Source organism: Streptomyces coeruleorubidus, assembly GCF_028885415.1.
GTDB classification, from domain to species: Bacteria; Actinomycetota; Actinomycetes; order Streptomycetales; family Streptomycetaceae; genus Streptomyces; species Streptomyces coeruleorubidus_A.
This window is the reverse complement of sequence record NZ_CP118527.1, coordinates 3,522,679-3,549,273: the sequence shown is the minus strand read 5'-3', so window position 1 is coordinate 3,549,273 and position 26,595 is coordinate 3,522,679. Positions and strand designations below refer to the sequence as shown.

Annotated in this window: 21 protein-coding genes; 10 read left to right on the top strand and 11 right to left on the bottom strand. The window is 69.2% G+C overall.

The window, feature by feature from the left end; translation table 11 throughout:
- Positions 1 to 61: 61 nt before the first annotated feature.
- On the top strand, positions 62 to 334 hold the full coding sequence (locus tag PV963_RS16425) for a helix-turn-helix transcriptional regulator (RefSeq protein WP_274816482.1): 273 nt from the start codon (positions 62 to 64) through the stop codon (positions 332 to 334).
- Positions 331 to 798, top strand: coding sequence for a hypothetical protein (locus PV963_RS16420; RefSeq protein ID WP_274816481.1), 468 nt, complete (start codon positions 331 to 333; stop codon positions 796 to 798). Before PV963_RS16425 ends, PV963_RS16420 begins: the two co-directional genes overlap by 4 nt.
- Before the next feature lie 95 nt (positions 799 to 893).
- On the opposite strand, the gene PV963_RS16415 is transcribed toward PV963_RS16420, so the two are convergent.
- Entirely contained in the window at positions 894 to 1,073 is a 180-nt protein-coding gene (locus PV963_RS16415) for an LxmA leader domain family RiPP (protein ID WP_274816480.1), read from the bottom strand.
- A gap of 241 nt (positions 1,074 to 1,314) precedes the next feature.
- Here PV963_RS16415 and PV963_RS16410 point away from each other — a divergent pair, with 241 nt between their 5' ends.
- On the top strand, positions 1,315 to 2,577 hold the full coding sequence (locus tag PV963_RS16410; protein WP_274816479.1) for a M16 family metallopeptidase: 1,263 nt from the start codon (positions 1,315 to 1,317) through the stop codon (positions 2,575 to 2,577).
- Complete coding sequence (locus PV963_RS16405) at positions 2,574 to 3,923, top strand: M16 family metallopeptidase (protein WP_274816478.1); 1,350 nt, start codon at positions 2,574 to 2,576, stop codon at positions 3,921 to 3,923. Before PV963_RS16410 ends, PV963_RS16405 begins: the two co-directional genes overlap by 4 nt.
- A 220-nt stretch (positions 3,924 to 4,143) precedes the next feature.
- Here the strand turns inward: PV963_RS16405 and PV963_RS16400 are convergent, their stop codons facing one another.
- The 7 genes from PV963_RS16400 to lxmK form a co-directional block, all read right to left on the bottom strand.
- Positions 4,144 to 5,436, bottom strand: a complete 1,293-nt coding sequence (locus tag PV963_RS16400) for an ABC transporter permease (protein ID WP_274816477.1) — start codon at positions 5,434 to 5,436, stop codon at positions 4,144 to 4,146.
- Positions 5,433 to 6,437: an ABC transporter ATP-binding protein gene (locus tag PV963_RS16395; RefSeq protein WP_274816476.1), complete on the bottom strand. Its 1,005-nt coding sequence runs from the start codon at positions 6,435 to 6,437 to the stop codon at positions 5,433 to 5,435. Before PV963_RS16395 ends, PV963_RS16400 begins: the two co-directional genes overlap by 4 nt.
- Before the next feature lie 69 nt (positions 6,438 to 6,506).
- Positions 6,507 to 7,316, bottom strand: coding sequence for a class I SAM-dependent methyltransferase (locus PV963_RS16390; RefSeq protein ID WP_274816475.1), 810 nt, complete (start codon positions 7,314 to 7,316; stop codon positions 6,507 to 6,509).
- 20 nt (positions 7,317 to 7,336) lie between these two features.
- A complete protein-coding gene (locus PV963_RS16385) occupies positions 7,337 to 8,005 on the bottom strand; it encodes a flavoprotein (protein WP_274816474.1) in 669 nt (222 codons plus the stop codon).
- A complete protein-coding gene (locus PV963_RS16380) occupies positions 8,002 to 9,819 on the bottom strand; it encodes an ABC transporter ATP-binding protein (protein ID WP_274816473.1) in 1,818 nt (605 codons plus the stop codon). The genes PV963_RS16385 and PV963_RS16380 overlap by 4 nt, the downstream gene beginning before the upstream one ends.
- Before the next feature lie 63 nt (positions 9,820 to 9,882).
- The gene (locus tag PV963_RS16375; RefSeq protein WP_274816472.1) at positions 9,883 to 10,947 is read right to left on the bottom strand and encodes a T3SS effector HopA1 family protein; all 1,065 of its coding nucleotides are present in this window, start codon (positions 10,945 to 10,947) and stop codon (positions 9,883 to 9,885) included.
- Complete coding sequence (lxmK, locus tag PV963_RS16370; protein WP_274816471.1) at positions 10,944 to 12,002, bottom strand: class V lanthionine synthetase subunit LxmK; 1,059 nt, start codon at positions 12,000 to 12,002, stop codon at positions 10,944 to 10,946. Before lxmK ends, PV963_RS16375 begins: the two co-directional genes overlap by 4 nt.
- A gap of 1,016 nt (positions 12,003 to 13,018) precedes the next feature.
- Between lxmK and PV963_RS16360 the strand changes: the two genes are divergently transcribed.
- The 3 genes from PV963_RS16360 to PV963_RS16350 all read left to right on the top strand — a co-directional run bounded on the left by PV963_RS16360 (position 13,019) and on the right by PV963_RS16350 (position 18,201).
- Positions 13,019 to 15,673, top strand: a complete 2,655-nt coding sequence (locus PV963_RS16360) for a CocE/NonD family hydrolase (protein ID WP_274816469.1) — start codon at positions 13,019 to 13,021, stop codon at positions 15,671 to 15,673.
- Positions 15,670 to 16,542 carry an ABC transporter permease gene (locus PV963_RS16355; RefSeq protein ID WP_274816468.1) on the top strand — a complete coding sequence of 291 codons (873 nt, stop codon included), beginning with the start codon at positions 15,670 to 15,672 and terminating at the stop codon, positions 16,540 to 16,542. Before PV963_RS16360 ends, PV963_RS16355 begins: the two co-directional genes overlap by 4 nt.
- A 150-nt stretch (positions 16,543 to 16,692) precedes the next feature.
- Entirely contained in the window at positions 16,693 to 18,201 is a 1,509-nt protein-coding gene (locus PV963_RS16350) for a vWA domain-containing protein (protein ID WP_274816467.1), read from the top strand.
- A gap of 1,026 nt (positions 18,202 to 19,227) precedes the next feature.
- On the opposite strand, the gene PV963_RS16340 is transcribed toward PV963_RS16350, so the two are convergent.
- Positions 19,228 to 20,427 carry a S8 family peptidase gene (locus PV963_RS16340; protein ID WP_425540908.1) on the bottom strand — a complete coding sequence of 400 codons (1,200 nt, stop codon included), beginning with the start codon at positions 20,425 to 20,427 and terminating at the stop codon, positions 19,228 to 19,230.
- Between the two features lie 997 nt (positions 20,428 to 21,424).
- On the opposite strand from PV963_RS16340, the gene PV963_RS16335 reads away from it, so the two are divergent.
- Positions 21,425 to 21,772, top strand: coding sequence for a hypothetical protein (locus tag PV963_RS16335; RefSeq protein ID WP_274816464.1), 348 nt, complete (start codon positions 21,425 to 21,427; stop codon positions 21,770 to 21,772).
- Between the two features lie 530 nt (positions 21,773 to 22,302).
- Here the strand turns inward: PV963_RS16335 and PV963_RS16330 are convergent.
- Both PV963_RS16330 and PV963_RS16325 read right to left on the bottom strand, forming a co-directional pair.
- Complete coding sequence (locus PV963_RS16330; RefSeq protein WP_274822305.1) at positions 22,303 to 22,575, bottom strand: hypothetical protein; 273 nt, start codon at positions 22,573 to 22,575, stop codon at positions 22,303 to 22,305.
- 654 nt (positions 22,576 to 23,229) lie between these two features.
- Complete coding sequence (locus tag PV963_RS16325) at positions 23,230 to 23,652, bottom strand: hypothetical protein (RefSeq protein WP_274816463.1); 423 nt, start codon at positions 23,650 to 23,652, stop codon at positions 23,230 to 23,232.
- Positions 23,653 to 24,447: 795 nt separating this feature from the next.
- Between PV963_RS16325 and PV963_RS16320 the strand changes: the two genes are divergently transcribed.
- Positions 24,448 to 24,756 (top strand): hypothetical protein, encoded by a 309-nt coding sequence (locus PV963_RS16320; protein WP_274816462.1) that lies wholly within the window; start codon positions 24,448 to 24,450, stop codon positions 24,754 to 24,756.
- Positions 24,757 to 25,494: 738 nt separating this feature from the next.
- A complete protein-coding gene (locus PV963_RS16315) occupies positions 25,495 to 25,725 on the top strand; it encodes a hypothetical protein (RefSeq protein ID WP_274816461.1) in 231 nt (76 codons plus the stop codon).
- Positions 25,726 to 26,595 lie beyond the last annotated feature (870 nt).

Below are 26,595 nucleotides of genomic sequence, written 5' to 3'. Positions count from 1 at the left end.
ACGTCTGCCGGAGCTGTTGCTGTTCCTTGACGAACTGTTGTGTTTCTACTACGTTTTTTCCATGAGCCCAGTGAGTCATCGCGAGGGAATGCCGATCTACAACCAGCTGAGAGTGCTCCGCGCGGAGCGTGGCCTCAGCCGCGTCGCGCTGGCCAAGCTGGTGGAGGTGCACCCGCAGACCATCGGTGCCATCGAGCGGGGCGACTACTTCCCGAGCCTCGACCTGGCGTTCCGGCTCAGCGACGTGTTCGAGCTTCCGGTCGAAGCGATCTTCAGCCGCAAGCCCTTCGCCCCCCTCTCCGCCCAGCTGTACAACAAGGAGGAACGCTCGTGAGCCGGCAAGGTGCCAACGAGACGACGGATCTGGCCCGCAGTCCCATGCGCCCCGTGGCGCTCGCGCTCTGCGTGCTGAGCGCGGCCATGGTGGTGCTGTCGCTCATCTCGGACGGCAACGCGTTCTCCGACTCGTGGTGGCTCGTGGCCTTCGTGCTCTGGCTGCTGCTGTGGGGCGTGCTGCGCTCGATGACCCGCGGTGTGGCCGAACGGCCGCGGGCGGGACTGGACGAACGCGAACGCGGGCTGCGCGACCAGGTCTCCTTCATCGGATACCAGTGCGCGGTCGGCGCCGGCATGGTCGTCGTGCTGCTCATGGTCGTCTTCCAGAACCAGCCCGACATGATCGAGCGGATGCCCGCGCTGCTGACGACCCTCATGCTGGCCGCGTCCGCCGTACCCTCCATCATCCTGGCGATGTCCGGTGCGAGCGTCGAGGACGCCGATGCGGATCAGGACGAGTGATTCGCCCGCCGTGGACCGGGAATCAGTGCGACAGGGCGGGTGCCCACCGATTGCGGCGGTGGGCACCCGCCCCATTTCTCAGCGGGTCACGCGGTTCAGCAGGAGTGGTCGAAGGTGTTGTCGACCGACGCAGCCGAGACGGCGGACGCGGCGGAGATGCACGCGGCCGACGAGGTGGTGACCGTGACGGTGGCGGCCGGGGCCTCCACGGCCGGGACGATCTCGTCGGCGGCGGCGTAGGCGGAGTAACCGCTGATGAGGGACTGGGTGTTCATGCTGACTCCAGTGTTCTCGGATTTGTGAATGGTGACCGGATCGGCGATTTCGGCAACCGCCTCTCCGGCCGTGACAGAACCATTCCTCGAACGGTGCCGTGATGGCAACGGAGTTGACCGCATGCGGACACTGTCCGCTATCGGTCAACGTCCTCTGTTGAGCCGGTACTTGACTCGATCTATGCTCGCCGGGATGAGCCGAGATCAGCTGCATCGCCTGGTATTGGACAATGGTCTTCGGGTGTTGCTGGCACCGAATCCCGTGGGCGCCTCGATCGGTGTCGCTGTGCACTACAACGTTGGTTTCCGCACCGAACCCGAGGGACGTACCGGCCTCGCGCATCTCTTCGAGCACCTCATGTTCCAAGGTGGTCGGGGTGCCGCGCCCGTGGGCTATCTGCCGCAGGTGCAGCGCGCCGGCGGTTTCGGCGACGCCCGGACCCGCCAGGACGTAACGGTTTACTATGCCGCCGCCCCCGCCTCCGCACTGGAAATGCTGCTCACGCTCGAAGTGGACCGAATGCGTGCGCCTTTTATTTCCGCGCGAAATCTGCGCACACAGACCGCGGTGATTGACGAGGAGATCCGGCTCATGGTCCGCAATCGCCCGTACGGAACTTTTCCCTGGGTGCTGCCGCGTGCCCTGCACCGGCGCGCGGAGAACGCCAGGGACGGGTACGGCGAAACCGTCGACCTCGCCTCCTTCGACATCCCGCTGTGCGAAAGGTTCTTCGCCGACCACTACGGCCCCGGAAATGCAGTGGTGACCCTGACCGGCGCCTTCGACCGGGGGGTGGCGGAACGCCTCGTACGCCGGCACTTCGAGGACCTGCCGGCGCGTGAGACGGTGCGGTCGCCCGACCTGCACGAGCCGTTGCCGGGAGAGGAGCGGAGGCTGACGGTCGGCGACCCGCACGCCGGTTCACCCGCCGTGGCGGTGGGCTACCGGATGCCGGACCCGGTCACCGAGCGCGCCGACTACCTCGCGCACCTCGTCCTGGCCGCGCTGCTCGGACAGGGCAGGCAGGCCCTGCTGCGCCGGGGGCCGACCGCGGCCTCGGAGGCGGCGAGCCTCTCGGTGGGCTGCGGTCTCTTCGGGCTGCCACTGGACACGGCGGGGCCGGATCTGCTGACGCTGTTCGCCGTGCACGAGCACGAGCGCGGCGCCGAGCACATCCTGGACGCGCTGGACGCCACGCTGGAGGCGCTGGCGACGGACGAGATCGCTGCCGGGCCGCTGCGTGCCACGACCGCCCGCTGGGCCGCCGGGGCGATGCGCGAGCTCGGTGATCCGGGCACCCGGGCACAGTTGCTCGGTCTGCGCGAGACGCTCTTCGGCGAGGCAGAGCTGACCCAGGCACTGCCGGAGCTGGTACGCGGCGGCGTGACCGGCGAACAGGTGAGCCGGGCGGCCGCCCGGCTCAGGTCCTCCCACCGGGCGGTCGTGCACTTCGTGCCGGGACAGGCCGTGCCGCGGGGCGCGGCACGGGAGATGACGGCATGACCGGGGGAGTGGTGCAGGGACGCCGCGGGTACGGGAGCCGGCCGGACGCGGGCGGCGCGCAGGGGCGCCTGCCGCTGCCCGATGCCGACATCGTCCTCGGCAACGGACTGCGCGTCGTGGTGTGTTCGGCCCCCGTCGTCCCCCTGGTCGAGATCCGGCTGACCACCCCGTACGCCGCCACGGCACCCGGCGAGGTGACGCACTGCCAGCTGCTGGCCGAACTCCTGCTGCGCGGCACCGCGCACCGGGACGCCGACGACTACGACGCGGCGCTCGCCGCGCACGGCGCCACCCTGGACGCCGCCGCGGACGCGCGCAGGCTCACCGTCACCGGGCACACCATGGCCGACGCCCTGCCCGCCGTGCTCGCCCTGCTGGCCGAAGCCGTCCGCGGGCCGCGGCTGACGGAGGACGTCCTCGCCCCCGAACGCGAACGGCTGGCACGCCGCATACGGCTGGCCACCCACCCGCCTGCGGCGCTCGCACAGCACGCACTGCTGCGGCGGAGGTACGGCGAGGACAGAGCCGCCCGCTGGCAGCCGACACCCGAACAGGCCGCCGCCTGCACACGGGACGACCTGGCACGCCTGCACGCGCGGCATCTGGGCGCCAGGAGCGCGGTGCTCGTGCTGGTCGGAGACCTGAGGCCCGAGGAAGCCGTCGCCATGGCCACAGAGGTGTTCGGGGCGTGGGAGCCGGGGCCCGAAGGGGACGTACCCGAGGTGCCGCCGTGGTTCCCGGGCGGGCCCCTGCACCGGGTGGACCGGCCCGGGGCCGTCCAGAGCGTGATCCGGCTGGCCGCTCCCGCCCTGCCCCGAACGGACCCGGGCTACCCGGCCCTGCACCTGGCCCAGTTGGTCTTCGGCGGGTCCTTCGCCTCCCGGCTGGTCGCGCGCCTGCGCGAGGACAAGGGGTACGCCTACCAGCTCGGTTCGGGCGTGGAGTCGGTGCCGGGGGCCTCGACGCTGATGGTCGAGGCCGACACCGCCGCCGAGCACACCGCCCCGGCTCTTGCGGTGATCAGGGAGGAACTGGAGCGCATGGCTGCCGATCCGCCCTCGGTGGAGGAGATCGACGCCGCCAGGAGCTACGCGGTCGGTTCCACCGCGACGGCGATGTCGTCACCGGGCGCGCTGGCGTCCGGGCTGGCGAACCTGCTGCATGTCGGGGTCGGTTCCGACTGGTTGCACAACTGGGGGCCGCTGCTGGAAGGCGTGGCCCACGACGAGGTCGGCGAGGCGGCCCGCCGGTTCTTCCGGCCCGCCGATTTCACCGGGGTGGTCGTCGCCGACGAGGCGGCGGTGGCACCACTGCGAAGGGGTGCTGCCGAGGAACTCGGCTTCTGACGCGTTGAGGGGGCTGTGCTTCCGAGTGAACCACTCGGAAGCACAGCCCCCTCGGCGTTGTGAGCCGATCAGACGGGGTCAGCCCCGGTTCTTCTTGATCCCCGCGAGAACGGCGATGAGAACGGCGATTCCGATGGCGATCCAGACGGCGGTGCTCATGAGGTGCTCCTTCGGTGTTTTCTGGTAGGGGGTTGGTTGGGGACAGGTCGGGGACAGCGGACTAACGCAGCCGCAGCGCTTCGGTGAGCGGTACGCGGGAGCCGCTGCGCAGCACGCTGCCCGCGTACATTCGTCCGGCGACGCGGGTCATCCCCGCCAGCGCGGCGACCGCCAGCACCAGGGAGAGGACGATCTGCCAGGCCGGGGCGATACCCAGCAGCATGCGGGCCGGCATCAGGATCGGGCTGAGCGGCGGTACGAGCGACAGCCATTCGATCAACGGGTCGTGCGCGTCCTTGCTCAACAGGGCGATGCCCAGCACGAACGGCGTGGTGATGAGCAGCATCACCGGTTGCACCACCCCTTGCAGGTCCTCCTGCCGCGAGACACGCGCGGCGGCCGCGGCCAGCATGGCGGCGAAGAGGAAGAAGCCGAGCAGGAACCACACGCCCAGCGTCCCCAGCGTCCCGCCCACCGCGGTCGGCAGGGTGATGGCGCCGGTGCCCTGCGCGAGCGCCACCGCGGCCCCGCCGAGCAGCACGAGCTGGGTCAGGCCGGCCACGGCCACACCGATGAGTTTCCCGGCGAGGAGCTGCCAGGGACGGATGGTGGACAGGAGCAACTCCACCACGCGGCTGGTCTTCTCCTCCACCACGCCCTGCGCCAGTGTGATCCCGTAGAAGATGAAGAAGAAGTACAGCAGCCCGGTGGAGAAGACGATCAGCGCGAACTGCTCGGCCGCGCTGTGCTCCGACGGCTCCAGCGCGTGGACCTTCACGGTGGACGATGCCACGCGCTCCCTGAACTCCGCGGGGTCCACTCCGGCGCGTTCGAGCTCCCGGGTGGTGCGCTCCTCGGCGACCGTGGCGCGCACCACGCCGAGCAGGTTCTCGTCCGCCTCACGTTCCACGGAGAGCGTGAGCCGCCCGTCGGTGCCGCCGAGCACGGCGGAGAGGTCACCGTCGCGCAGGAGCCGGTCGGTACGGTCGCCGTCGACGGTGACGAACTCGAAGTCGCCTGCCCCGCCCGCTCTTTCGGCAACCGCGGCCAGCGCCGGGCGCATCGCCGACAGCTCCCGCTCGATGCCGACCTTGGCCGGACCGTCCTTGGCGAGGAGGATCACCAGGGCGTAGACGCCGAGGGCGAGCAACAGTCCCAGGGTGCTCAGGACGAAGGATTTGGTCCGCATCCGGCTGTTGATCTCCCGCCGGGTGACCAGGCCGACCGCTCGGCGGGCCGACAGCGCGCCGGGGCCGTCCTGCGGGCCGGCGGTGCCGTCCCGGGCGGAAGCGCGCTCCCCGTCCGGGGCGTCCGGGCCGTGCGTGTCGCCCGGTGTTCGTGTCACTGTGCTCATCTCTCGTCGTCCCCGTTTGTGTTGTTCGCCGTCCTGGCGACGCCTGCCGCCGTGTCCGTGTCCGTGTCCGCCGTCCGTCCGGCGTTCTCCCCGGGTGCGCCGGTTCTGGTGACCAGGTCGCGGTACAGGTCGGACAGCGGCGGTCGTTCGGACACGAAGGCGGAGACCGGCCCGGTGGCCAGCGCCGCGTGCAGTACCCGCTGGTCGTCCGCGCCCTTCGCCAGGCGAAGCCACGTACGGGTGCCCTCGCGGCTCACGACCGCCACGCCCGGCAGCCCCGCGGCCCAGTTGTCGCCCGCCTCCGGGGCGTCGACCATCAGCCGTCGATCGGCGTTCTCGCTCAGCTCCTCGACCGTGCCGCAGGCGACGAGCCGCCCGCCGCCGACGATGCCGACCCGATCGCAGACACGCTCCACGAGCGACAGCTGGTGACTGGAGAACATGACCGGCACCCCGTCGGCGGCCCGTTCGACGAGCACGTCGTGCATGACGTCCACCGCCACCGGATCGAGGCCCGAGAACGGCTCGTCGAGCACCAGCGCCTTCGGTTCGTGGACCAGCGCCGCGGCCAGCTGGACCCGCTGCTGGTTGCCGAGGCTGAGGTTCTGGACCTCCTCGGAGGCGTACTTGGAGAGCTCCAGCCGCTCGATCCACCGGTCGGCCGCCGCCCGCGCGGCGGCCGACGGCAGGCCGTGCAACTCGCCCAGGTACCGCAGGTGTTCGCCGACCTTCATCCGTGGATACAGGCCGCGCTCCTCGGGCATGTAACCGAACTGCCTGCGGGCGGCGAAGTCGACCGGACGGCCGCGCCAGCGGACCTCTCCCTCGTCGGGTGTGAGGACGCCGAGGATGATCCGCATCGTGGTGGTCTTGCCGGCCCCGTTGCTTCCCACGAAGCCGAACAGCTCACCGGCGCGGATGCCGAAGGTCATGTCGGCTACTGCCTGACGTCTGCCGTACCGCTTTCGTATGCCGTCGACCTCCAGCGCGGGCCCCGTCATCTCGCACCTCCAGAAGCGATGTACTGACACGATGAAGTATTGCGTTAACACATCACTTCGTCAAGGTAGTCATACGCTTCGGCGCTCTACCACGTAGACGTGCTTCTCCGTCTGATCCGTGACCGGGCTGCGGTCCCAGTCGGCCCAGCGGCCCGTCACACGCAGTCCCGCGAGCCGGGCCATCACGTCGAACTCGGCGGGCCAGGCGTACCGGCTGACCTCGGGCACCTTCCGCAGCCCGCCGGCGCTCATGATCGTGTGGACGACAAGGACGGACTGGAGCGCCTGGTTCACCTGGATCGTGTCGAGCAGCAGCGCGTCCGGTGCCAGATGACCGACCCGGGTCGTCGCCTCGGTGAGCCGGTGGTACACCTGCGGGTTGTAGGTCTCGAAGACCGCGACCCCGCCGTCCGCGAGCGCGTCGTGGATGCCGCGCAGGCAACTGATCTGCTGCTCCTGGGTGGGCAGCATGAAGAAGGTGTTGAGCGCGGTGAGTACGAGGTCGTAACGCTCCTCGACGACCAGCGCGCTGAAGTCGCCCACCGCCGTGGTGACACTTCCGGTGGAGTCGTTCTCGTGGAGTTTCGCCAGCATCGCGGGGGACGCGTCCACGCCGTGGACCCGGTAGCCGTGCTTGGCCAGCGGGATGGCCAGCCGGCCGGTCCCCACCCCCAGTTCGAGCAGAGCGGCGGGGGCGGGGCGCAGCTCCTGGAGGAAGGCGACCATCGAGTCGACGGCGGGGCCCGCGGCGGGGTAGAGCGAGTCGTAGACGTCGGCCAGGGACTCGCCGTACGCGCTGCTGCTCCCGCCCGGTTCGGCGTCCCCGCCGGACGTTGCCTCGTTGCCGGCATCGGTCAGCCGGGGTGTTTCGGCGGTCATCGTGCTGCCTCCGTGCGGTGTCAGGTGGATAGGTGTTCCGGCTCGGGCCCGTTGGGGCCGCCCAGGGGCTCGGGCCCGTCGTGGCCGTCGAGGGCCGGTGCCTCCGGCGCCGCCCGCAGCCGGTCGGCCGCGGCCAGCAGGTCGGGAAAGGACGCGGGCGCCCACGCCTCGCGCTTCCCGCTGGTCGTGCTGCGGCCGGGATGGGGCGGGACGACGACCACGTTGCGCCGCGCGCGGAGCTTGGCCGTGTGGTCCGCGTACGCCGCGCTCTGAGTGCCACCGGGCGGCAGCGCGGGCGCCAGTGCGATCGCCGCCCGCGTGCACTGCAGCGCGAGGAGAGAGGGCGAGTCACCCAGCCCGAGGGCGAGCCTGGCCAGGTAGTTCAGCGTCGCCGGAAAGACGACGACCGCGTCGGGCCACTGCGCGAGGTCCACATGCCGGGCCCTCGGCTCCGGCTCGTCGGGCCACCGGTCCGCCAGCACCTCACAGCCGCCGATGGCGACCAGCGCCTCCCGGGTGACGAACCTCGTGGCCGCCCCGGTCAGTACGTACCGCACCTGAGTACCGGGGTGCCCGACCTTCAGCCAGCTCGCCCAGAACGGCAGATGGGCGGCGGTGACCGAACCCGTCCCGACCACCAGCAGGCGCCGCACACCCACTGGTTCGACCGCGCCCGCCGCGCCGGTCACCGGACCACCGCCCCGGCCGTCGGCATGGCCGGCCCCGGTTCGCCGCCGGTCGGCTGCCCCGCACCGCTGCCCCGCAGCGACTGTCCGTGCACCAGCTCCTGGTAGAGCGCGGAGCGCGTCAGCAGTTCCTCGTGCGTACCCCGGTCGACGGTACGTCCCTCGTCCATGACCACGATCAGATCGGCGTCCTGCACCGTGGAGATGCGGTGTGCGACCACGAGCACCGCGCGTTCGGCCGCGAGGGTGCGCATCAGCGTCCGCAGCCGTTCCTCGTTCTCGCTGTCGAGCTGGGAGGTCGGTTCGTCGAAGAGGACGATGCGCGAGTCCCGCAGCAGGACCCGGGCGGCCGCCAGCCGCTGCCGCTGACCGCCCGACAGGTCCTCGGCCCGTCCCAGCTCGGTGTCCAGACCGTCCGGCAGCGCTTCCACGGCGTCGCGCAGCGCCAGTGCCTCCAGCGCCCGCCACAGCTCCGCGTCCGGCAGGACACCCGTCTCGTCGTCCCGCCCGAGCTGGAGGTTCTGCCGCACCGTGCCTTCCACGAGGGTGAAGCTCTGGTCGACGTAGCTGACAGCGCCGCGCAGCTGGTGCAGGGGCCATTGCTCGACCGGCACTCCGCAGACGGAGATACGGCCGGACTCCGGCAGGAGGAAGCGCTCGGTGAGTCCGAGCAGCGTCGTCTTTCCCGCCCCCGAAGGCCCGACGATGGCGGTGAGCCCCCGCGCGGGGGTCGCGAAGGTCGCCTCGTGGATGATGGTGCGCCCGCCGTCCCGGTAGGTGACCGCCTCGAACTCCACCGCGGACGCGGTCGGTGACGGCTCGACCGGGGAGGTGGCCCCGGAGCTCTCCGGTGCGATCGTGAGCACGCTGTTGAGGCGTGCGCGCGCCGCCAGGCCGCTCTGCATCCTGGCGACCCCCGAGACCAGCAGGGTCAGCGGCGCGACGAGTTGCAGCAGGTAGACGATGAAGGCGGCGAACTCGCCGATGTCCAGGTCGCCGGAGGCGAGCCGGGCGCCGCTGGTGACCATCACCGCGACGATCGAGAGCTGCTGGCCGAGTTGCATCGTGGGTCCCACCAGAGCGGTCACCCGCGCGACCGACACAGCGGCCTTGCGTGCGTCCTCGATGCTGTGGCCCAGCGTGGACGCCACCTGGCGTTCGGCGAGGAACGCCTTGACCGTGGGCAGTGACAGCACGGCCGCCGTCATGTTCTGGGACATGGTTCCGATGGCGTTCTGCTGGCGTTCCACCCCGCTGCGGATCGACCGTACGCACAGGAAGATGCCGACACCGGCGATGGTGAACGTGGCGAGCACGACGATCAGCAGGACCCCGTCCAGCATGCCCATGGCGATCAGGGTGCCGACGGCCAGGAACAGCGAGGACGGGATCTGCGCCACGCCGACGTCCACCACGGAACGCAGCTGTGTGCTGTCGGAGTTGGCACGGGCGACCAGGTTGCCGGCCCCTTCCCGCCGCACCCGCCGCAGCGGCAGGGTCAGGATGTGCGCGGCGATGCGCAGCCGTGCCTCGGAGACCAGGCCCTCACCGGCGCGGGCGAGCAGGTAGGAGGACAGCGCCGACGCGAGCCCGGCGCCCACCGCGAGGCCCGCCATCGTCAGCAGCGGACCGACGGGACGCTCCTCCCCGGACAAGGCCATCACCAGGTCGCGGACCTGGAGGGGAAGGACCAGGGTGGCGGCGGCGGAGAGCAGGCTCAGCACCACCGCGGCGGCGACGGTTGCCTTGCGGCCCCTCAGAAGCTGTCTGAAGACCCGCAGTTCGTCCGTGCCGTCCGGGCGTGGTTCTCTGGCCATGGGTGAGGGACCTCCTGCAGGGTGCGGTGACATCCGGTCGCCGTCGGCGGCACGGCGGACGGCTCAGGGCGCGGACCGGAGGGCCGTCTTCCACGGCCAGTCGTCCGAGTCGAGGTTGCGGGCGGGGTCGGCCGGGTCCACGTTCGCCGCGACGCACGCGGCAGCCAGCTCGGCGGCCGCCGGACGCTCGCGGTGCTGTTCCGCCGCGTCCACGAAGGCCCGCGCGACCACATGCGCCCGGTGTTCGCCGAAACTCAGTCCGCGCATGCCCGTACGGTCGTCCCGCGGCTCCCACGCAGCCGTCACACCAGGCGCGATCACATGGGCGAAAGCGGGGGCGGGTCCCTCCGGCAGGGCGGTGGCCAGGGCGCTTTCGACCACCGCGTCGACGGCGTCCCAGGAGCCCGGGCTCAGGTAGACGACCATGCCGTCGTTGCGCGGCAGGCTCGCCGGATTCGAGATGATCTTCGCGCGGTAGGTCACGGAGCGGCTCTCCAGGGCGCTCAGCACGGCATGCCACAGCTCGGGCGCCGCATCGGCGTCAGCCACCCTCAGATAGAGCCGCAGCAGAGCGCCGCCGCCGGTGGTGCGGCCCGCGCCGCTGTCCACGAGGAAGAAACCGGGGGAGATGAGCGGGCGGGCCGACGGGATGTTCATCAGCACCACAGGGTGTTCGGGATCGCCCGCCGTACGCCCGCTGTCCCGCAGCGTGACCGAGTCCGGGACGCTCAGGCGCAGGCCGTCGATCCGCACGACCTGCCGGCCGGCGGCCGTCCGCTGCCCGGTGAGGATCCCCGCGGCGACCGTCTCCCGGTGCGGCGTCGCCTGGGCCAGTCGTGCCTCGAAGTCCGGCGCGCGCAGGGTCCTGGGCGACTCGCGGTCCTTGACGCCGCGCCCGGTGTGCAGCACTTCGTACAGGGTGCGGGCGAGCATGAAGCGCATCGCCGACGCGGACTCGGCGCTCACCTCGTCGTCGCGCACCCAGGCTGTCCTGCCGTCCGGCGCGATCCGTACGTCCTCCAGCGCCCGGCGGAGCCCGGCCGAGAGCTCCGGTACCACTCCCGCCCGTGCGCCGGCCTGTTCCGTCAGGCGATCGGCCGTGACGGTCTCCTCGACGCGCGTGCTCATGCTGCCTCCCCGAGACCGACCGTGGAGACGAAGCTCCGCGGATCCAGTAGTGCGGTCCTGCCGATGCCCGCCGCTGCCCGGACGATGGCCGACAACCGGCCGCTCTCCCTGGTCGAGGCGATCAGCCGGTCGATCAGGTGCCATCCGGCGTAGGACGTGGCACGCACCACGAGTCCGTCGTCGTCCGGGCCGCCGCCCTCGCGGTAACCACGGTGGAAGGCGGAGATCAGCGGCAGTACGTGGGCCAGTTCCTCGCTGCCGCGCGCCACGACCTCCTCGTGCGTGAGCACGGCCGAGAACGCGTCGTCCGTCTCCTGCGCGGGAATCCGCAGCACCGCGCGGTGCAGCCACTCGCCGACGTACGCCCCGACATCGCGTGCCGGGTCGCCGAGGCGGAACTCCTCCCAGTCGTTGACGTAGAACGCGGTGTCGGTGATCAGGAACTGATCCAGCCGCAGGTCGCCGTGGACGGGCACGGGTGCGACCCCGGCCTCGGTCGCTCGCAGCCGCTCCAGCTCTTCGACCAGCGCGGCGTCGCGCTGCAGCAGCCCCCACGCCTGGACGAAGGCGCCGGTGGCGTTGACATAGCTCTCCAGCGGTAGCGACCGCAGGTCCTCGACCGGTGGGTACGGGTGGGGATCCGGGTCAGGGAAGTCCTCGGTTCGGTAAGGGAGTCGGTGCAGCGCCGCCAGCGTCCGTCCGGCCTGGGCCGATATGGACTCGGTGAACTCCCGGTCCGCGGCGAGTTCGCTGCCGGATCTGATGTCGTCCAGCATCCGGAACACCAGCAGCCGCTGTTCCTCGTCGCCCCCGATGAACTCGGGGCGGGGGAAGGGGTGAACCCCGCCCCTCGCGAGGCGCTCGAAGAGCAAGACTCTTCGGTAGCGTTTCAGGGATTCGTTGGGGTTCCCCTTGAGCTTTTTCACGAATACCGATTCACCGGTGTCCGTGATACCCGACCAGTTCTCGTTCCGGCCGGGATAGGAGTAGATCTCCGAGGCGCTCAACGAACCCAACCCGAGCCGGTTCAGCAGCTGTTCGACCGATGAACCCACGGGACTGTCGACAGCCGACGCGGAAGTCCGGCCGTGCGGGTATTTAATCTTTTCGCCTGCCACAGACGCTTTCTATCGCGGGGCGCTGCCGCCGGACAACGAATTGACCGGCATCGGCCACCAAGGGCAGGACCCGTGTGGGGTGCCGTATGGGACGGCCGCCCGGCGGCGTGACCCGTCACGGTGCCGGGCGCGGGTGCCGCGGGGCCGCGGCGGAGTGGGAAGAGCGGCGGCGGGTGACGGTCTCCTCCGCTGACCGTCACCCGCCGCCGCATCGACCGAACTGCCGTACGCCCGCGGTCAGATGATTCTTCGGCGAACGGCCCAGACCACTGCCTCTATCGGAGTCTCCACGTCGACGCGATCGCAGATCGACCGGAGTTTACGCCGGAGTGTGCGGTCACTCATGTCCATTTTGCGGGCGACCTGCGTCATGGTGCAGCCCTGAGAGACGAGTTGCAGAATTCTCAAGTGATCGTTTCCTAGTTCGAGGTGGGGCTCGCTTAAGGAACTGTTGCAATACACCTGTCAAACCTCATGGGTTTCATCCGACGGTGAGGCGTCGGATCTCCGCCTGTTATTGGTACGGACTTACGGTGTTTGGGTCGTGCTCGCCCCGGGCTTCAAGCATGCTTTCCCCCTTGCTGTTGGCATCGTGAACTGCGCCGAAGGCTGGTCATCCGTGGCGCCGTCCGGGCGAGCAGTATATGAAAGACTGCCTCCGCTTGATCAACGCATTACTCATGTGATCGGCGTCACATCACAATTATTTTCGCGGAACTTGAGGTTCCGAATGTGGTTGATCGTTTTCTCAGAATTTGCCGCATGTAAAAGAACCGTGCTGTTCGGTACTCATCAATCCAAGAAGCCAAGGAATCCGGAGTGCGGACGCAGTGTCCGTGGCCGTCGTACCGCGGACGTGGTACGCCGTGGAGGCCGCGTACTCCCATAGGAGGGGTGCGGGTTCGCCCTTCGGTCGACAACTGTTCGACAGGTTGACCCCGTACCGTTGACGCATGGATCTTCGACTGCCCGGACTCCGCGGGCTGCTTCGGGGGCCCCGGCGCCTCATGGCCGCCGGGGCCGCCGTCGTCGTGCTCGCGGGAGCGGGGACGTGGACGGCCGTCGCGTCCGACGAGGTGCCCCCGGTCGACCGCGCCGACCGGGTCCTGGAGACGGGGAACGGGGTACGCATCGACACCTCGTACTTCACCTCCGGCGGCGCCGGCCGCCGCCCCGCCGTCCTGCTCGGCCACGGCTTCGGCGGCAGCAAGAACGACGTACGGCAGCAGGCCGAGGATCTCGCCAGAGACGGCTACGCGGTCCTGACCTGGTCGGCGCGCGGCTTCGGCAAGTCGAACGGGAAGATCGGGCTGAACGACCCCAAGGGCGAGGTCGCCGACGTCTCGAAGCTCATCGACTGGCTGGCGAAGCAGCCCCAGGTCGAACTCGACAAGCCCGGCGACCCCCGCGTGGGCATGGCCGGCGGCTCCTACGGCGGCGCGATCGCCCTGCTCACGGCGGGACACGACGCCCGCGTGGACGCCATCGCCCCGGCCATCACGTACTGGAACCTCGCCGACGCGCTGTTCCCGAACGGCGTGTTCAAGAAGCTGTGGGCCGGCATCTTCGTCAACTCCGGCGGCGGCTGCGAGCGGTTCGAGCCCGCGCTGTGCCGGATGTACGAGCGGGTCGCCGAGTCGGGCAAGCCGGACGCCGAGGCACGCAAGATGCTCGACGAGCGTTCGCCCTCCGCGGTCGGCAAGAACATCAAGGTGCCGACGCTGCTGATGCAGGGCCAGTCCGACTCCCTCTTCCCGCTGGGCCAGGCCGACCAGGCGGCGAAGGCCATCCGTGCCAACGGCGCCCCCGTCGACGTCGACTGGATCGCCGGAGGCCACGACGGCGGCGACATGGAGACGGGCCGCGTCCAGGGCCGCGTGCAGAGCTGGTTCGACCGCTACCTGAAGGACGACAAGGGCGTCGACACCGGCCCCGCCTTCCGCGTCACCCGCACCCTGGGCCTCGGCTCCGGCGACGGCGAGCCCCGGCTGACCGGCGTGACCTCGGACCGCTACCCCGGCCTGGAGAGCAAGCAGCGCGCCATCGGCCTGGCCGGCCGCGAGCAGAGCTTCGACAACCCGCCCGGCGCCAGCCCGCCCGGCGTCTCCGCCCTGCCCGGCCTCGGCGGCGCGGGCGGCCTCAGCCAGCTGTCCTCGCTCGGCGTCGGGGTCTCCCTCGACTTCCCCGGCCAGTTCGCCGCGTTCGAGTCGGCCCCGTTCCGGGACGACGTCCAGATCACCGGCTCCCCGACGGCCACCGTGCACGTGAAGTCCACCAGCGACGACGCCGTGCTCTTCGCCAAGGTCTACGACGTCGGCCCGGGTCGCACCCAGCCGGTGCTGCCCTCCCAGCTGGTCACGCCCATCAGGGTCGAGGGCGCCAAGGCCGGCAAGGACGTCACCATCACCCTCCCGGCGATCGACCACGAGGTCGACGACGGCCACCGGCTGCGCCTGGTCCTCGCCTCGACGGACCTCGGCTACGCCTCCCCGACGACCCCGGCCACGTACACCGTCTCCCTCAAGGGCGACCTCAAGGTCCCGTCGGCGCTCGGCGAGAGCAACCCACAGGGCCCGCTGCCCGCCTGGGTGTGGTGGATGCCGATGGCCGGCGCCGCCATCGCCCTGGCGCTGATCATCACCGGACGCCGCCGCACGGCGGCACCCGCCCCTCCGGACCCCGAGCTCGCCGAAGTACCCCTCCAGATCACGGACCTGACCAAGCGGTACGCCAAGTCGTCCGACCGGTACGCCGTGAAGGACCTGTCCTTCCGCGTGGAGAAGGGCCAGGTCCTCGGACTGCTCGGCCCGAACGGCGCCGGCAAGACCACCACCCTGCGCATGCTGATGGGCCTGATCAAGCCGGACAGCGGTGAGATCCGCGTCTTCGGACACGCCATCAGCCCGGGCGCCCCGGTCCTGTCCCGGGTCGGTGCCTTCGTCGAGGGCGCGGGCTTCCTGCCGCACCTGTCCGGCCGCGAGAACCTGGAGCTGTACTGGCGTGCCACCGGCCGCCCGGCCGAGGACGCGCACATGGAGGAGGCCCTGGAGATCGCGGGCCTCGGCGACGCCCTCGCCCGCGCGGTGCGCACCTACTCCCAGGGCATGCGCCAGCGCCTGGCCATCGCCCAGGCCATGCTCGGCCTGCCGGACCTGCTCATCCTCGACGAACCGACCAACGGCCTCGACCCGCCCCAGATCCGCGAGATGCGCGAGGTAATGATCCGCTACGCCGCCGCCGGGCGCACGGTCATCGTCTCCAGCCACCTCCTCGCGGAGGTCGAGCAGACCTGCACGCACCTGGTCGTGATGGACCACGGGCAGCTCGTCCAGGCGGGCCCGGTCGAGGACATCGTCGGCTCGGGCGACACCCTCCTGGTGGGCACGGCCACGCCCGTGGAGGAACCCGTCGTCGAGAAGGTCGCCGCCCTGCCGGGCGTCGCCTCGGCCGTGCCCGTCGACGAGGGCCTCCTGGTCCAGCTCGACGCAGACGGCACCCCGCAGCGCCTGGTCGCCGAACTCGTACGGCTGGACGTGCCCGTGCGCTCGGTCGGCCCGCACCGCCGCCTGGAGGACGCCTTCCTCACCCTGATCGGAGCCGAAGCATGAGCAAGCTCGCCGACCGGGCCGAGCCCGTCGAGGTCGCCGAGGGCTACCGCGCGGGCCGCACCCTGCCCTTCCGCGTCGAGCTGGTCCGGCAGCTGAAGCGGCGCCGCACGATGGTCATGGGCGGCGTCCTGTTCGCCCTGCCGATCATCCTGCTCATCGCCTTCCAGGTCGGCGGCGACCCGGGCGGCAACAACAACCGCGTGAACCTCATGGACACGGCGACGGCCTCCGGAGCCAACTTCGCCGCCGTCAACCTCTTCTCCGGCGCCGGCTTCCTGCTCGTCATCCCCGTCGCCCTGTTCTGCGGCGACACGGTCGCCTCGGAGGCCAGCTGGTCGTCCCTGCGCTACCTGCTCGCGGCCCCCGTGCCCCGGGCCCGGCTGCTGTGGTCCAAGCTCGCCGTCGGACTCAGCCTGAGCCTGGCCGCGCTGGTCCTGCTCCCCATCGTCGCCCTCGTCGTCGGCACGGCCGCCTACGGCTGGGGTCCGCTCCAGCTGCCGACCGGCGGCACCCTGCCCACCGGCACCGCGGCTCAGCGCCTGCTGATCGTCGTCGTGTACATCATGGTGTCCCAACTGGTCACCGCGGCCCTCGCGTTCTGGCTGTCCACCCGGACGGACGCACCGCTCGGCGCGGTCGGCGGCGCGGTGTTCCTCACCATCATCGGCAGCGTCCTCGACGAGGTGACGGCCCTCGGTGACTGGCGGCACTTCCTGCCCGCGCACTGGCAGTACGCCTGGCTCGACGCGGTCCAGCCGCAGTTGCAGTGGACGGACATGATCCAGGGCACGTCCATTTCCGTAACGTACGCGCTCGTGCTGTTCGCCCTGGCCTTCCGCGGTTTCGCCCGCAAGGATGTCGTCTCCTAGGTCAAGGGAAAATCACCCACGGGTCTCGACGGGCCGTCTCCGTGGCCGCTTCGAGACGCTTCCGCAACCCTCCGTACCGCACGTTCCGGCCCCCTGCGCCGTCACAGTCGCAAGAAGGCGACGCCGACGGACCCAGGGGGTACGGACACGATGGAGCGGTACCGGACACGAAAACTGCTGCTCGCTCTCACGGCGGCGAGCGGCCTGCTGCTCACCGCGTGCAGCGGGAGCGCCGACAACGGCGAGGGCAGCAGCGCCGCCGACCGCGACGACTACTCGTCGGGTCTGCCCGCGCCCGCCCACGGAGACGCCACCAGCGAGCAGGACGACCGCCGAGAAGATCCCGACCACCTCTCCACCTTCGCCCTCGACGTCGACACCGCCTCCTACGACTACGCCCGCCGCGCCCTGGCCGACGGCCGGCTCCCCGACCCGTCGACCGTCCGCCCCGAGGAGTTCGTCAACAGCTTCCGCCAGGACTACGAACGCCCCGACGGCGACGGCTTCTCGGTCACCGTCGACGGCGCCCGCACCGACGACGAGGACTGGTCCCTGGTCCGCGTCGGCTTGGCCACCCGCACCACGCCGCGCACCGGCGAACGCCCGCCCGCCGCCCTCACCTTCGTCATCGACGTCTCGGGCTCCATGGCCGAACCGGGCCGCTTGGACCTCGCCCAGGAGTCCCTCTCGGTGATGACGGACCGGCTGCGCGACGACGACTCGGTCGCGATCGTCACCTTCAGCGACGAGGCCGAGACCGTCCTGCCCATGACCCGCCTCGACGGTCACCGCGACGAGATCCACGACGTCATCTCCGAGCTGGACACCCGCGACTCCACCAACCTCGGCGCGGGCGTCGAGACCGGCTACGAGACGGCCGTCGAGGGCCTGCGCGAGGGCGCGACCAACCGGGTCGTCCTCGTCTCCGACGCCCTCGCGAACACCGGCGACACCGACGCCGACACGATCCTGGAGCGCATCTCCGGCGAACGCCGCGAGCACGGCATCACCCTCTTCGGCGTCGGCGTCGGCAGCGACTACGGCGACGCCCTGATGGAACGCCTCGCCGACAAGGGCGACGGCCACACCGTCTACGTGTCGGACGAGGCCGAGGCCCGCAAGGTCTTCTGCGAGGAACTCCCGCGCAACATCGACCTCACCGCCCGCGACGCCAAGGCCCAGGTCGCCTTCGACCCCGAGACCGTCGAGGAGTTCCGCCTGGTCGGCTACGACAACCGCCGGGTCGCCGACGAGGACTTCCGCGACGACCGCGTCGACGGCGGCGAGGTCGGCCCCGGCCACACCGTCACCGCCCTGTACGCCGTCCGCAGCAAGCCGGGCACCGAAGGCCACCTCGCGACCGCCACCGTCCGCTGGCTCGACCCCGACACCCGCGACCCGCACGAGGAGACGGGCGACCTGGAGACCGACGCCCTGGACGACTCCGTCCGGAGCGCGAGCCGCTCCTTCCAGGTCACCGCGACGGCCGCCTACTTCGCCGACGCCCTCGGCCAGGTTCGACCCGCCCTGCCAGGCGCCCAGCGGCTCGACGAACTCTCCGAGCAGGCCGACGACTTGGCGTACCGCACGGAGGACCGGGAGATACGCCGCCTCGCCAAGGCGATCGACACGGCGAGGCGCCTGAAGCGAACCGGCTGAAGTGAACCGCGAACTGGGCCCGCCCCATTGATCGCGTTCATATTCTTGGACGATTTGCAGAACCCAGGGGAACGCATAGCTCGGTATCGGACTCTTCAGAGGAAATTCGCCAGGGTACGCCACCCCTTCCGCGACATAGAGACACCCATCAATATGAGCAAGCCGGGCATGACCAGCCTGGCCGGCAAGGGGGAAAACGCCGTTTCCAATGGATCCGGAGGAACCTCATGCGAACCATCAGGAGGCAGGCCACGGAGTGGCTCGCCGCCGCCGCGGCCGATCCGCGCGATTGCGAACGGCAGTGGCACGGAGACAGCGGCGTCGCGGTGCTGGCCTGCGGACGGTTCTGGGATGTGCTGAGTGTGCCGGAGGAATTGGGTGTACTGGCCCTGGAAGCCCTCTTGTGCATTCCGCAGGCGCCCGGCCCCGTACTGGCGGACGCAGTCGCCCGCAGAGTGGGCTTCTTCCTGCCGCCAGATCCCGCAGGCCGCTGGGTCGGCACGGATGTCCGGTACCTGGGGAAAGGCGCATGGGTCACGGCACCTGCGCCGCACCGGGCCTCAGGGCGTCTCCGCTGGCTGGTTCCGCCCGACGGCACGGGGACACTGTTCCGCTCCGCCGCCGTGGAACGGGCTCTTGAGTATGCCCTTGGCGCCCTCGCTGCGCAGGCCACCGCGCGGCGGCGGTGCCCGACGTGCGGAGCCCTGACCACGGGAACCCGTGGTCACGGTGTCGGCCAGCCTGTATGACGCCGGCGGGCAGGCCGGTGCCAGGTGGCGGGACAACGAAGATCGCGGAGTCGGTGTTCCTCCGGTCAGTGCTGTCGCGGAGGAGCTGCCTCGCTCGCCGCCGAACCGGAACTGGTGGCCGCCCGGCCCGACAGATGCTGATGGGCGACAAGAACTCCTTCGGCCGCGACGTGGAGCACCGGCTGGCCGAACTGCCCGTCTGCTGCGACTGGTCCGCGGACAGCCGGTAATGCGATCACTGACCGCCTTCGACCGCAGGCCCCTTCGAATCGATCACCTAGGGTACGAGTCTGAGGAGCCTGTTGGGTGAACCGGTTCCGACGTTCCTCAGGACTCCGGTCGTGGCCCCGTTGACGAGAGCGCTGCGTACGGTCGCCGGACTGGCGGTGGGGTGCGAGGTGAGGTAGACGGCCGCGGCTCCCGCGACATGGGGGGCCGCCATCGAGGTACCGGAGAGCGTGGCCCGCGCCGTGTCGCTGGTGTGCCAGCCGGCGGTGATCGACGAGCCGGGGGCGAACATGTCGAGCATGAAACCGTAGTTGGAGAAACTGGATCTGTAGTCGATCCCGGTGCTGGCTCCCACGGTGAGGGCAGGACCCACCCGGGCGGGTGAGAAGTAGGCGGCATTCCTGTTGGAGTTGCCGGCGGCCACCGCATAGGTGACACCGGAGGCGATGGAGTTCCTCACCGCGGTGTCCAGCGCCGTGCTGGCGCTGGCGCCCAGCGACATGTTGGCGACCGCGGGCCCGACGCGGCGCGAGGTGACCCAGTCGACGCCCGCGACGACGTTGGAGAGGGTGCCGGCCCCGCTGTTGTTCAGTACCCGAACCGACACGATCCTGGTGAGTTTGGCCACGCCGTACGTCTTGCCGGCGACCGTGGTGGCGACATGCGTTCCGTGACCGTTGCCGTCGGATGCGGTGAAGTCACGGTCGACAAAGTCATAGCCGTGTCTGGCGCGCCCGGCGATCTCCGTGTGAGTGATACGCACTCCCGTGTCGATCACGTACACGGTCCCGGAACGGCCTGCCGTATCCGGATAGGTATACGTCAGGTTGCGCGGAAGGCGGGCCTGGTCGATCCGATCCAGGCCCCACGGCGGATTGATCTGGGTTGCGTCGAGGCGGACCCTCTTGTCCTGCTCGACGAACGCGACGGCCGGGTCCTCCGCCAGACTTCTCGCTCCGGAGGCGCCGATACGGATGGCGTAGCCATTGAGCGCGGCGTCGTAGGTCCGCTCCACTGTGGCGCCGTAGTTGGCTGCGAAAAGTTCGCCTTCCGCCGATTTCGCCCTGAATCCGGCGGAGTCCTTCAGTACGACGATGTAGCTGTCGTCGATTGAGTCGGCGGAACCCTCGTCCAGAATCCTTCCGGCGGTCGGGTTGGCATTGGCGGGCAGGGCGGTACCGCACCCGATGGCGGCGGCCGCGGCCGCCGCGGCGATCGCCGCGGCGATCCGCCGCCGGGCGGTGAACATTTCTCGCATCCTGAAGAGCCTTCCTCGGGGGACCGTGACGCTGTTTGCTGAAGCTGGTGATCATAGGATGACCAGACGATTCATCACGGAAATACACCATCAGTACTTTTCACCCTGACTGGTCATTAGTGACCACGTATGGGTGAATTCTGTGCCGGAGTATCTCAGGGGCTGGTCCGTGACTGACCGACTGAGCGCGCGAAGCCAATCAGCCTTCTACCAACCCCCCGCCCGAAACCCTTCAGGAACTGACCGACCCCGCGCCTGGCAGGAGGTCGCAGCCGTTGGGTGACGAACCGCTGGAACGGGCGCCGATGGCCTCTTTGGTGCTCTGCGCGGCGCTCCACCTGGGCGAACCACTGAGCCTTTTCAGGTCTGGCAGTTGTGACCGCGGGTTGGACCGGATGCCCGAACGGGAGATCGGCACGCGGTGGCTGCGCTGAGTGCGGACCGTCGCCCTGGCGCATCCGCGGTGCGGCGACACTTACTTGCTGCCGGTTTGGCATCGGGACCGCGACAGCGTCCCGCTGCATACGCGAGGCCGTAGCGGTCATGGCCGCGCTCGTACCGACGCTGGACGAGGTGATGGGAACACCAAGGCTGACGGCGTATGCAGACGACGCGTATCAGGGCCCAGGCCGTGTCCTGCCCGTGTTCCCTTCCGGGACCGCCGCCTCGAGTGGTGGCGGCAGTGGCACAACAGCACCCATGCCAAGATCCGGTGCGTCGGTGAGCGGGCCATGGCGACCCTCAAGTGGCAGAAATCGACGCAGTGTACGGAAGTGGGCGCTCTCGCACAGGCAGGCACGGGGGGGGCGAACATCGGTCCACCCGAGTGGCGGATCCGGGTCATCAGATGGAAGCACGCCGTGTTGCGGGGGTCGTACGAACCGTGGTCACATCTACCCCGAATGGCGCTTAAGGGAAATTTGGGCGCCGCGGTTGAGAGGCCGATCACCTAAGGGCGGTCGGCCCGATTGACACCCAGGAGAAACCAATGCCTCATCGCATGCTCCGTTCGGCGGCCACCGTGCTGCTGGCTTCGGCACCGCTCGTCGCCGCTGCGCCCGCGCAGGCCGCTCCCCAGCAGAACTTTCCCTGCGGCGTCAGCCTCAACACGGTCAGCAGCAAGGTGATCACTGCGGTCAGCGTCGGCGTTACCTGCGAGCAGGAGCGGACCGTCAGTGTGCACATCGCCGATGGCGACGGCACCGTGCTCGCGAGCGTTGAGAAGACCGTTGAGGCCGGTGCCGAAGAGACCTTCACCGTCGCCTTGCCCGGAACCCCGGAGGTCTGCGCCACGCTGGAGACCGACGGTGCGAGCACCCAGATCGGCAACTGCTGACGGCACTCAATCGCCGACAGCAGTCTGGTGGATACGGTCGCCGCCCATTCCGTGATCCGCAGGGTCTGGGTGGACGGCGGCCACCGCCGGCACATCGCAGGGCATGCCCCGGCATCGGTATGGACCTGGAAGCGGAAACGAACTCCGCGTGCCACAAGGCCACTAGCGACGAAGTCGCCCGTGCCCATGACGGTAAGTGGACGCATCACCGGCTCCGGCACCTGCTTACAGTCGCTGACCACTTCAGACCAGCACTACGGCCCGCACTCGCCCGTCCCGCAGTAGCCGCAGCGTCTCCGGCTCCCCGGACCAGCACCCCGCAGTTGAGGCCGAAGCCCTCGCATGCAGCCCGCAAGCAGGTGGATGCCCGGCATCATCTCGGCCAGGGCTCGCTCAGCAACCTGTTGTGTCTGGTCCGCCGAGGTGTAGCGACCCGCTGGATTCTGATAGCGACGGGGCTCGTCGCCCGTCCTGTCACGCAGCCGCGCGGCCACTCGTCGCCCCGGGCGCCTGTCCATTCAGCACGCCTGTCAGTCCGAAGAAGTAGGTGCGACAACACGGATGAGCTCTCCGGGGTCAGCCGACTGGCAGCCGTAAGCGCCGTAGATCTGTGTGTAAATCAACGGCTGATCTGGTTGTTGAGGTTCCGTTGATGGCGCGTCCGCGAACGGGAGAGACGCGGTGTAGCGGTCCGTTCTCCCGGTCGGATCGTGCTTTTCGTAGCCGACATGGTCGGTGATCTCGCTCTCCAGCACTCGCTTGGTCAGCTGCAGGCCCTTGCTGCGGGCCCGGTCGACCAGCATCGCGACGCGCTACTCGTCCGACGCGGCCCCGCAATTCGAGCAGAGCCAGGCGCCAGGTCCGCCGCCGTCTTCTTATGACGGGCCACTGCTCGTCCATCCGGGCGGCGGTCTTGGCCTCCAGCACGCGTAGTTGCGCCGAGCTCGCAGCGGGCACCGCCGGGCCCGTGGCGGGCCAGAGCCGACCGCCCGCAGCCAACGCCCGCCGCCGGCGGTTCGCCGGCATAGGCGTCATCCTGAACCCCCGGGCCACGACCATCGGGATACCTCATCCCGCCGCACAGCGCAGCCCACAAGAGGCGTCACGACCCCACGTAACCCGCACCCTTAAGAGCGCTGGCCTGGGCCGCCCGTTGGCTTGATCAGCAGCTTGTCCGCCTCACGGTGTGACTCATCACAGTTCCGCCATGCGGTGACTGCACCCAGGCCGACGCCGACCATGGCCCGTCCGCCCGGAGGAGAACGACCGCTTGACCATGCCCGCAGAACACGTCACCGCGCCATCGGGGTTGACACCGACCGCGACACACTCGCCGCAGCCGCCGCCAGACCCGTCGAGGCCGTCTGGGGACCACCGACGCACCCCCTCGCACTGGCGGCTGCCAGCGCCTGCTGGAGTTCGCCCGACAGCACGTGTCCGGTCGGCGCTGCTGGGCACTAGGAGGAATCGGCAGCTACAGCGCCGTGCTCGCCGCCTTCCTTGAGGACGCTGGTGAACGGGTCGTCGAGGTCTGCCGCCCCAAGTGCCTGCCGGTCCATGGAGGCCGTAAGACGGACATGCTCAAGCCCATCCGCGCGGCGAGTGAGGCCCTGGCTACCGAGCAGGTCATCCAGCCCTGAAGCTGCGGGGACCGCGAAGGCGCTGCCCGTGCTGATCCGCGCCGGGATGACTTCCGTGCCGAACTGCGTCGCCTCGGCCGACCACAGCACGTCACGTGCTGTGCCAGCCTCCGCCATCGCCCCGCGCCGTCCCGCGAGCACGGCATGACTGTCCGCGCTCTGCGTTCTACTGCCGAGCGTGTCCGGCACCTCCAGGCCCAGGCCGACGAGTTGGAAACCGAACTCCTCCAGCTCGTCCACAACTAACCGCCGATCTCTTGGACTTGCTCGGCCTCGGGCCGAACGCCGCAGCGCAGATCCTTCAGTTGGTCGCTTTCGAGCCGGCTCCGTTCCGAGGCCGCCTTCGCCTCCCTCGCAGGCGTCGCGCTGATCCCTGCCTCCTCGGGCCTGACCACCTGGCACCGACTGAACCGGGGGCGGCGACCGCCGGCTGAACCGAGGGATGTGCACGATCACCCTGAACAGGATGCGTCTCGATCCTGCCACGAAGACGTACATTGCCCGCCGTATCGGCGAGGGCAACAGCCCCGCGACGCGCAGCGATGCATCGAGCGCAACATCTGCCGCCAGACCTTCAGAATCCCGAACGAAGGAACCCAGCCTGACGTGCAGGAGCTTCCTCAGCGGCTTGACACGACACGACAGCTTCGGAGCTTCCAACTGGCCTTGCCGGCGAGGTGTTTGGCCTGGCCGGAGTACCACAGATCCCTGCCCTCGCCGGCGGCGATTCGGTCGCAGCTCGAGGCGCGCGCTCCGATGCCGGGACCACGACCGCATGCCCCCCAAGAGCCCACATTCGGTCGGTGGTTCGAAAGGAAACGGTGATTCAACTCTGCTGCGTAGCCGGTGTGTCATTACTCCATTGGGTCATGGATGAGGCGTGACCTGGGGATTCTGCACTTCGTATTACCTGCCCCAGGGGGCCATGTGGATGAAGTTCCGGAGCCGCAAGCATTCCAAGTGGTGCCTGCTTCCGCATTGAGGCAATATCGGTTTCGTTCTTCCAACCGGGAAGAGACAGAACGGAGATATCAAATGCGCAAGACCATGAAGCGGGGTGCTGCGTCGACCCTCGCGGCGGTGGCCCTCCTCGCGGGTTCCGCCTCGGCTGCCAGCGCCGTCGAGGACGTGCGCGGGAGCGACGAGTCGGGCATTGTCATCGTCAACGACAACGACAACACGAACAGCAACACCAACGAGAACACCGCCACCGCCACCGCCACGGTCACCCTTCCGGCCCCCGCGCCGGCCCCGGCGCCGGCCCCCGCGCCGGCCCCGGCGGGCGCCGCTGGCCAGCAGGCCGCCGCGCCCACCCTCCTTGGCGTCCTCGGCCTCGGCCTCTGATATTGGGTTGAGTCCTACGGAGTCGGCTTGTGATCGTTCGAGTCCAGTTCGGCGGTCACCCGATTCTCTTGGGGATCGTGACTCGACCTGAAAGCGTGTTTCCCTGACGGGCGGATGGGGTGACATCCTCATCCGCCGGGGGAGAGGTGCTTCGCTCGGGCGGCCGCAAACCACGGCGAATGCGCGGCATCGAGCCGCGCATTTCGCTGTTCGGCGGTTGCCGGAGCAGTGACGGGGTGGGCTGACCCTCTGAAGTCGGGTTGTGCCGTGCCATAGCGCCGGTGATTCATGGCTGGGCAGCGCCCGCGTGTTGCGGCGTCTGCATGCCCGTGATCACATCATCCCGAAGGGTATCTAAGAACATTTCGGTTCCCAGAACTTAGGGCCGACCGCCTATGGTGGTCGGCCCTATTGCTATCCCGGAAAGCAGATACCTCACCGCATGCTCTGCTCGGTGGCCACCGTGCTGCCGGCTTCCGCGCTGCTCTTCCCCGCCGCGCAGACACAGGCAGCTCCGCAGCAGACCTTCGCCTGACGCCGTCGTCCAGAGTGGGCTGGCCCTCCATAGGGCGGCCGACCGGGTACGGCCTGCGCACTCGGTAATTAATATCACATGTAGTGCAGGGCCATATGGATGAACTTCCGGGCTCTTGGGCATCTCAGGTTGTGCGGCCTTCGGTGTCGCGGCAATATCTGTTCCGTTCTTCCAGTGGGGAAGAAACAGAATGGAGATATCAAATGCGCAAGACCATGAAGCGGGGCGCCGCGTCGACCCTCGCGGCGGTGGCCATCCTCGCGGGTTCCGCCTCGGCTGCCAGCGCCTCCTGCTGGGACGGGGACAAGAAGGACGACAGCGTCGACGACATCGTCATCGTCAACGAGAACACCAACAGCAACACCAACACCAACACCAACACGGCCACGGCCACGGCCACGATCACGCTCCCCGCACCGCTCCTCGGGCTCTGAACGACCTGAGTTCTCCTGGGCTCGGACTTTGATCGTTCGACTGCAGTTCGGCGGTCAGGTCCTTTCCTGTCGATTCCCTTGGGATCGCAGCCCGACTGAAAGCGTCTTTCCCTGACGGGTGGATGAGGTGACATCCTGATCCGCCGAGAGAGAGGCGCTTTCTGTTTCACCAGCTATTGATCAACCGTGACGTCACATCGCTGGCGATCATGGCAGTCGCTGATCGAGACCGGCGCCCTGCCGACTGCGGCCATCCACTCCGATGGCCGCACTTTCTTTTCCGCGGCCGGTGAGCTTGGCCAACGTGTTCGAACGCATGGGTGCCGGGCGGCGCAGATGGTGAAGTCTTCCCGAGTATCGCCCGATCAGCGCAATTCATATCAGTCGCCGCATCAGGGCCGTTCGGATTAAAATCAATGACTGTTCGCCCGGAAGAGTGTCACCTGCTTGATGGAGGGTTTCCTGCCGATGCAGTATCGGTTCCACCCGGAGGAATGTGAATCGCATCGCGCCTCGGAGGGAATATGACTGATACGATCATCCTGCCGCGTTGTCCGGAAACCGGGAAAGCGTCGTTCCGTACCGATTCTGAGGCGAGGGCCTGGCTGATCAAGCAGCCGTTGTTGGAGAAAATCCCTGACCGCATCTACCGATGCTCGGACTGTCGGTACTGGCACTTCACCGGTTCTCATCACTGGACCAGCCAGAAGATCCAGCGGAGGCGGAACTACGGGAGGCGGGAAGCCGTCCCAGGTCGCAGCCGTAAGAAGAGGAGGAATCGCTGACGCGATGCGGTGCGATCTGCATCCCGCGCGATTCCGGCTTGTGGTTTCCTCATTTCTTCGAACAGGAAGACGACTAGATTGAGAA